Source organism: Synechococcus sp. R55.7 (assembly GCF_047461955.1).
Classification (GTDB): Bacteria; Cyanobacteriota; Cyanobacteriia; order Thermostichales; family Thermostichaceae; genus Thermostichus.
Genome location: NZ_JANSIC010000066.1, coordinates 2,902 through 10,412 on the forward strand (window position 1 = coordinate 2,902; position 7,511 = coordinate 10,412).

At 55.8% G+C, this 7,511-nt stretch carries 5 protein-coding genes; 3 read left to right on the plus strand and 2 right to left on the minus strand.

Going from position 1 to position 7,511, the window contains the following annotated elements; all coding sequences use genetic code 11:
• A partial coding sequence (locus NW820_RS05185) for a DNA polymerase III subunit alpha (protein ID WP_414406870.1) occupies positions 1-3,098 on the minus strand: 3,098 nt, incomplete at its 3' end.
• A gap of 117 nt (positions 3,099-3,215) precedes the next feature.
• Here NW820_RS05185 and selD point away from each other — a divergent pair.
• From selD to NW820_RS05200, 3 genes are all read left to right on the plus strand, one after another.
• Complete coding sequence (selD, locus tag NW820_RS05190; RefSeq protein WP_414406871.1) at positions 3,216-4,283, plus strand: selenide, water dikinase SelD; 1,068 nt, start codon at positions 3,216-3,218, stop codon at positions 4,281-4,283.
• 143 nt (positions 4,284-4,426) lie between these two features.
• Positions 4,427-4,924 carry a hypothetical protein gene (locus NW820_RS05195; RefSeq protein WP_011432813.1) on the plus strand — a complete coding sequence of 166 codons (498 nt, stop codon included), beginning with the start codon at positions 4,427-4,429 and terminating at the stop codon, positions 4,922-4,924.
• A gap of 156 nt (positions 4,925-5,080) precedes the next feature.
• A complete protein-coding gene (locus NW820_RS05200) occupies positions 5,081-6,217 on the plus strand; it encodes an ABC transporter permease (RefSeq protein ID WP_414406872.1) in 1,137 nt (378 codons plus the stop codon).
• A gap of 47 nt (positions 6,218-6,264) precedes the next feature.
• Here the strand turns inward: NW820_RS05200 and NW820_RS05205 are convergent, their stop codons facing one another.
• Positions 6,265-7,206 (minus strand): hypothetical protein, encoded by a 942-nt coding sequence (locus NW820_RS05205; RefSeq protein WP_414406873.1) that lies wholly within the window; start codon positions 7,204-7,206, stop codon positions 6,265-6,267.
• Positions 7,207-7,511: the final 305 nt, after the last annotated feature.

The window sequence follows — 7,511 nt, forward strand, 5'->3', positions numbered from 1 at the left end:
GCTTCACAACTGCCGGTGAGATCTTCCAGTTGCAAAATGGCCATGCGATCCCCTTTCTTGGTTGTGACATTTTTAATGGCAGTCACCAGGGCGAGAACGCCCACAGAGGCATCGGCTGCGCAGCCGCCCAAGTCAGCTAGGTTTACAGGGGCCAGCAGCCGCGCTTGCTCCTGAATGCGACGCAGCGGATGATCCGAGACATAAAACCCCAACAGTTCCCGTTCCAGCCTCAACTTTTCCTGAGGTGGAAAATCTTCAGTAGCCGGCCCACGCGGAGCCTCCACAAATCCATTGTCGGCGCTGCTATTGCTCCCCAATAGATCGAACAAGCTGGCTTGGCCGATGGCTTTGGACTTGGCTCGCTGCGCTGCCCAACTGAGGATGGGATCCAAATCGGCAATTAGTTGTTTACGATTTCCAGAAATACAATCAAAAGCGCCCGCACAAATCAGGGCCTCCAGGGCACGACGGTTAACAATGCGCAGATCCACCCGCTGGCAAAAATCCGCCAGAGAGGTGAAGGGGCCATCAGCTTGACGGGCAGCCAAAATGTTTTGAATGGCCCCCTCCCCTACATTCTTCACTGCCCCCAGACCAAACAAAATGCTGGATCCCTGGGGAGTAAAGTCCATTCCAGAACGGTTGATATCCGGCGGCTGAATTTGGATCCCAATTGACAAGCAATAGGTAATGTAGCGCTGTACCTTGTCCTGATCTCCCCCCACAGAAGAGAGCAAGGCTGCCATATATTCCGTTGGGTAATTGGCCTTGAGGTAAGCTGTTTGAAAAGTAATCAACCCATAGGCAGTAGAATGCGATTTATTGAAGCAATACTCGGCAAAAGCAACCATTTGATCAAACAATTCTGTGGCAACTTCTTGGCTTACACCCCGCTTGGCTGCCCCCTGCACAAATTGCTCGCGGTGTTTCTCCATCTCGGAGACTTTCTTTTTCCCCATCGCTCGCCGCAGCAGATCGGCTTGGCCTAAGGTGTATCCGGCCATGTCTTGGGCAATGCGCATGATCTGTTCCTGGTAGAGGATGGCTCCGTAGGTATCCTGAAGAATGGGCTTGAGGAGTTCGTGGGCATAGGTTACCGGTTTGCGACCGTGCTTGCGATCGATAAAGTCGGGGATCATTCCCGTATCCAATGGGCCTGGCCGGTACAAGGCCAATACTGAAGAAATATCTTCCAGGTTGGAAGGTTTGAGCTCCCGCACCACCTGCTTCATGCCAGAAGATTCCAGTTGGAAGATCCCTTCCAGCTCTCCCTTTTCCAAAAGCTGGTAGGTTTTCTTGTCGTCTAGGGGTAGGTTATCCAGATCTATATTGACGCCATTGTGTTCTCGGATCAGTTCCACTGCCCGCTGAATCATCGTCAGGTTGCGCAGACCCAAAAAGTCCATCTTCAGCAAGCCCAAAGACTCGATATCTTCCATCGAGTACTGGGTGATAATTTGGCCTTCATTGTTGTACTGCAGAGGCACGATCTCATCTAAGGGATCCTTAGCAATCACCACACCGGCAGCGTGAACCCCGAAGGTTTTGTTGGTGCCCTCCAACAAACGTGCCAGCTCGATCCAGCGGTGGGTGGTTGGGTCTTTCTCGTATTTTTCTTTGAACTCTGGAGCGGGAGTATCCTCGCCAATCATCTCTTCCAATTTTGCGGGCTTGCCTCGGGATACCGGGATCAATTTCGCCATTTTGTCGGCTTCTGAGTAGGGAATGTCTAAGACTCGACCGACATCTTTGAGAATGGCTTTAGAGGTCATGCGGTTAAAGGTGATGATCTGGGCGACTCGCTCTTGGCCGTATTTGCGGGTCACATAGTCGATCAGCTCTCCCCGCCGCTCGATGCAAAAATCCGTATCGATATCCGGCATCGATTGACGTTCTGGATTGAGAAATCGCTCAAACAGTAGGCCGTATTTAACCGGGTCAATGTTGGTAATTTGTAGGGCATAGGCCACCAGGGATCCTGCTGCCGAGCCTCGCCCCGGCCCCACCGGGATCCCCTGCTCGCGGGCATAGCGAACGTAGTCCCAGACCACCAGGAAATAGCTGGAGAAGCCCTTTTGTTGGATGATGTTCAGCTCAAAGCGCAGGCGCTCCTGGTAGTTTTGGGGGATCTGATCCGGCTGAGCAACACCGCAGCGCTTCGCCAGCCCCTGCCAGGCCAATTCTGTGAGATAGCTATCGGCAGAATGGCCCGGTGGAACCGGGTAGTCGGGCATGCGCATTTCCCCAAATAGGTCATAGCCCTCGATCTTTTCCAGCACCTTCAGGGTGTTGGCGATGGCCTCGTCAATCACCTCCTGTTCCAAATGGTCACGGCAGAGACGGCGCATCTCTTCTGGGCTTTTCAGGTATTCGGTTCCGGTGTAGCGAAGGCGATTTTTTTCAGTAAGGGATTTGCCTGTTTGAATGCAGAGCAGCGCATCGTGGGCCTCTACATCCCAGCAGGAAATAAAATGGCTATCGTTGGTGAGGATGATCGGGATCCCCAATTCGCGGGCGATGCGCACCAACTGCACATTGACAAAGCGATCTTCTTGATAACCGTGATCCTGAATCTCGATGTAATAATCATCCCCAAACTGCTCTTGGTACCAAGCGGCAACTTCACGGGCAATTTCTGGCCGCCGCTGCAAAATAGCTTGAGGCACTTCTCCTGCCAAGCAGCCGCTGGTGACGATCAGCCCTTCTTTGTATTGCACCAAATACTCTTTGTTGATGCAGGGGCGAGAGAAAATCCCTTTCCCTTGAATGCCATGTAGATGGGAAATGGTGGTTAGCTTCACTAAGTTTTTGTAGCCCTGGGTATTTTTGGCCAGAACCACTTGGTGATACTTGGGGTACTTGCGGCTTTTGTCGCGGATATCGCCGTTGATTACATACATTTCATTGCCGATGATTGGAGTAATCCCTTTGCTTTTACACAGTTTCACCAGCTCTAACGCCCCATACATGACACCGTGATCCGTCAGGGCCAGCCCCGGCAAACCCATAGCGACCACCTGCTCGATCAGACGCGGCAATTGGCTGGCGCCATCCAAGAGGCTGTATTCGCTGTGGAGATGCAAAGGAACAAAAGACATGGCAACGCTATGGATAGTGGGATCCCTTTAACCTTAACTCAGCGTGTCCATTTCTCGACTGCCTGCAGATGCCGCTACAGTAAAGTCAGCCGATGTTTTTTCCCTTTTCTTGAATCTATGGATGCTCCCATTCGCCTCACCCAGTACTCCCACGGCGGTGGCTGCGGCTGTAAAATTGCCCCGGCCCTGCTGCAACAAATTCTTAAGGATGTGCCCCTGCTATCCCCAAATCCGGCTTTGTTGGTGGGAGCTGAAACCAGCGATGATGCGGCTGTCTATCAACTAAACGACCACCAAGCCCTAATTTTGACCACCGACTTCTTCATGCCGATTGTGGATGAGCCGGTGGATTTTGGTCGGATCGCGGCGACCAATGCCCTTTCCGATGTCTACGCGATGGGGGGCACTCCCATTCTGGCTTTGGCAGTTTTGGGCATGCCGGTCAATACCCTGCCGATGCAGGCCATCCAAGGGATCATGGCCGGAGGGATCCAGGTTTGCCAAGAAGCCGGGATCCCTTTGGCAGGGGGGCACTCCATCGATTCGCCGGAGCCCATCTTCGGCTTGGTGGCAGCAGGTTTGGCCCATCCACACCACATTCGCCGCAATGCCACGGCCCAAGCCGGGGACGATCTGATCCTGACCAAGCCGCTGGGGATCGGGGTGATGACCACCGCTCTGAAAAAGGGTCAGCTCAGTGCGGCAGGCTACGCGGAAGTTTTGCAGGTGATGACCCAGCTGAATCGCATCGGCTCGCAACTGGCTCGGCGACCGCAAGTTCACGCCATGACGGATGTAACAGGGTTTGGCCTGGTGGGACACTTGCTGGAAGTCTGTCGCGGCTCGGGGGTGGGGGCCAGTTTGGATCTGGCTTCCATTCCGTTTTTGGCAGAAGCGCTCTCGCTGGCAGAGGCGGGGATCTTTCCAGGGGCGGCTCGTCGCAATTGGCAGGGCTATGAGGGGGTACAGGCAGAATCCCTGCCCGAGTGGCAGCAACTGCTGCTGGCAGATCCCCAAACCAGCGGGGGCTTGCTGGTGGCGGTGGATCCCGGCTACACCTCAGACCTCTTGCAAGAGCTGCACAGTGCCGGCTACCCCTACGCCCGTCGCATTGGCCGATGCCAAGCTGGAGACACCAGAATCCATGTTACCGGCAAGATCAGCCTCAGCCCAGCGGCAGCCTGAAGAAGACCCTCTGGCAATACTCACCATGCAAAGTCTCATGCAAAGTCTCGATAGAGGGCTCAGTATGAAGATTGCGTCAAGCAGCTCTGAGAAAGTTAAAGATACCATGTAAGGCAAGGGAAGGTTAGGATATCCTGAGATCTATGAGCGAGCTTCCCCCCAGCCGTAGTCTGGTTCAGCGAGTTGAGCCTGGCCAGCTGATTCGAACCCTCAGCAGTGGGCAATTGCTGATGGTGGATCCCCAGCGGCACAACGCCCTGATCATCTGCAAGACGTTTCATGCTGAGTTTGCCGGGCCGGGTGCTGCTGTTGGGGGGCCATTGGATGTGGAGTCCGGCGGCGTTGTCCCCATTGGGGATGTGGTTTTGCTGCATCCGCAAGACCACCAAGAGCGGCAAAGTGCCTATGCCAAGCGGCTGCACTGGATGCGTTGGCTACAGCAAATCACCGATAATCCTCTGCCGGCCCAGCGGGCGCGGGTTTTGCTCTTTAGCTTAGAGGAATTTTTCTCTGCGGATTTGGTTAGCCAATTGCCCGATGACATTTTGGCACGGCTGGTGGGGGTGCTGCCCCAGACGATTGCTGCGGTGCGGATGGAGATGACGGCCCTCTACAGCCCCAGCTATTCCTTGGCAGGCTGAGCTTGTCTTGGACTGGGGAAGGGACTCGTCCTGCCAGCATGAATCGGTGACACCTTGCAGCCCTCTCTGCAACTGGAACAAGACACGATCAGCTACACTGAAAGCCAATTTGCGTTGGCATTTGGTTCAACTGGACTCGACTGGAATCTCTGCCTTATGCAGTGGTGGAAACGGCTTCGCCGCAATCGATGGGCCCAAGCAGGAGCCTACATTCTTCTTGTTTTCTACGCCTGCGCCATTTTTGCCGAGTTCGTTGCCCCCTACAGCCCACTGGAATCTCAACCGGGGGGATCCCTTCTGCCGCCCACCGCCATTCACTTTTGGGATGAATCGGGCGCTTGGATTGGGCCCCACGTTTATCCAACCCGCCAGGGGCCAGTGGATCTGGAAACGGGAGAACGCCCGCTCTTGGTGGATACCAGCCGTCCAGCCGGGATCCGCTTGTTTGTGGCCGGTACTCCCTACCGTTGGTTGGGGTTGATCCCCTCCAATCGGCATCTGTTCGGCACCGTCCCGCTGCGGCCTGTTGCAGAAGAGGGACAGGTGGGATCCCCAATCGGCGAAGAGCCCTCTGTGGCACGGCTACACCTGCTGGGCACAGATGATCAAGGTCGGGACTATTTCAGTCGCTTGGTCTATGGCGGGCGCGTCAGCCTGTTTATCGGCTTGGTGGGCATTGGCATCTCTTTCCCCATTGGTCTGCTGGTGGGGGCCATATCCGGCTACCTTGGGGGCTGGGTGGATACGCTCCTGATGCGCTTGGCAGAGGTGTTGATGTCGATTCCGACGCTGTATCTGCTGGTGTCGCTGGCAGCGGTGTTGCAGGTGAATCCGCTGACCGGGGTGCCCTTCAGCAATGCCGAGCGCTTCTTGGTGATTGTGGTGATCCTCTCTTTTGTGGGTTGGGCGGGCCTAGCCAGGGTGATTCGTGGGCAGGTGCTGTCCTTGCGAGAGCGGGACTTTGTGCAGGCAGCGCGGGTAGCCGGGGCTGGATCCCTGTACCTGCTGGTGCGCCATATTTTGCCCCAGACAGCCACTTATGTGGTGATCTCGGCAACCTTGGCGGTGCCCGGCTACATTGCGGCAGAGTCGGTGCTGAGCCTCATCGGGTTGGGGATCCAACAGCCGGATGCCTCTTGGGGCAACATGCTCTCGCTGGCCACCAACGCTTCGGTGATCATCCTACAGCCCTGGCTGGTGCTGGCCCCCACTTTGATGGTGGTGCTGACCTCTCTATCCTTTAACCTGCTGGGGGATGGTTTGCGGGACGCCCTCGATCCTCGGGAAGGGTGAGCTGCTTCCCCATTGCGCCGAGTGAGGGGAATGGAGTGGCCTGCAAATCACCGCTTTCCGTCGGGATAGAGCCGGTTTAGACCCTTGCGAGCCTTAGCATGGACATCCAGGGTGGCATCCATTTTCAGGATCTGCCGGTAAACTTGCTCGGCACGAGCCACTTCCCCTTCCTGTTCCAACTTTTCTCCTAGCTTGAGCAAGTTTTGGGCTGAGAGATCTGCCCAAGGATTCTGTTCGGCTGTTGGCTCCTGCAGTTGCCGCAGCTCTTCTAGGCGCTCTTGCACCATCGGTCGTAACAGCCAAGAGTCATCCAGATCCAAAACCTCTCGGTAGTAGCGCTGGGCCTCTTTAAAGTTCTTTTGCTCGTCGTAGGCTTCCGCCAGTTGTAGCGCCAGTTCCGCTGTGGGCTGATCCTTAAACTGGCGATGCAGTTGGTTCAGTCGCCGCACAAAGGGGGATCCCTGCTGCGGGTTTTTCAAATCCGGGGCGTGCTGAACCGGCAGATAGTCGTCCCTCTCCGCCGATGGTTGAGGGGAAGGGGCAGGCTCTGCAGCTTGAGGTCGAAGGGGCGCTTGGCGGCTGATGCTTTTGGGATCGATGGGGGTGGGCTTGTAAACCCAAATTGGCTGATCCGGAGGAGATGCGGGTGGGGTTGGGCGTGGGATCGGCTGCGGCAAGGGAATGGTCTTGCGATCCGGCGGTTCAGGAGATGGCTGCTTCAGCTCCTCAAGGGTGCTGGGAGGTTTGGGGGCCTGAAATTGAATCGCTTTGGGAGTCTCCCTGCGCTCTTGGGCCAATTCTCGGTACAGAGCGGCCAATTGAAGGTAACCCGCCTCCTCGTAGGCGGTGGCCAGCCAACGGGCATTCTCTGGGCTGGGATCCGCACGATAAGCCCGCCGGAGCAACTGCAAAGCAGTGCCGTAGTTGCGCTCTCGAATGGCTGCCCGTCCCAAACTCGCTGAGCTGACCCCGGTCGTATCGCTAGCCATAGGTTTCCGTCATGCCTCGCTGTGCGCCGATGATAGATCAGTTCTCCCTAGCCAGCCACCTGGGGCAACCTTTGCGACTGGATCCCTTGGCCTTAGCATACCCTTGCCAAGCTGAACGTTGCTTGCCTAGAAGGGTCTCTCTGGAATTGGGTGGCAGACTTCTTTGCCGATATTGATCCGACAATTTGAGAGGACAATTTGATTATTACTGATTATTAAGACATTGAGATCTGGATGTGAGGTTGACTTTCAAGCTAGCTTGTGATCAAGCCTCGAGCAGCGACAGGTTCCGGCGCAAACATGAT

What these genes read in the sequence shown, in the direction of transcription:
- NW820_RS05195 (WP_011432813.1), top strand. Translation starts at nt 4,427, where the DNA reads ATGAGCGAGCTTCCCCCCAGCCGTAGTCTGGTTCAGCGAGTTGAGCCT.
- NW820_RS05205 (WP_414406873.1), bottom strand. Translation starts at nt 7,206, where the DNA reads ATGGCTAGCGATACGACCGGGGTCAGCTCAGCGAGTTTGGGACGGGCA.
- NW820_RS05200 (WP_414406872.1), top strand. Translation starts at nt 5,081, where the DNA reads ATGCAGTGGTGGAAACGGCTTCGCCGCAATCGATGGGCCCAAGCAGGA.
- selD (WP_414406871.1), top strand. Translation starts at nt 3,216, where the DNA reads ATGGATGCTCCCATTCGCCTCACCCAGTACTCCCACGGCGGTGGCTGC.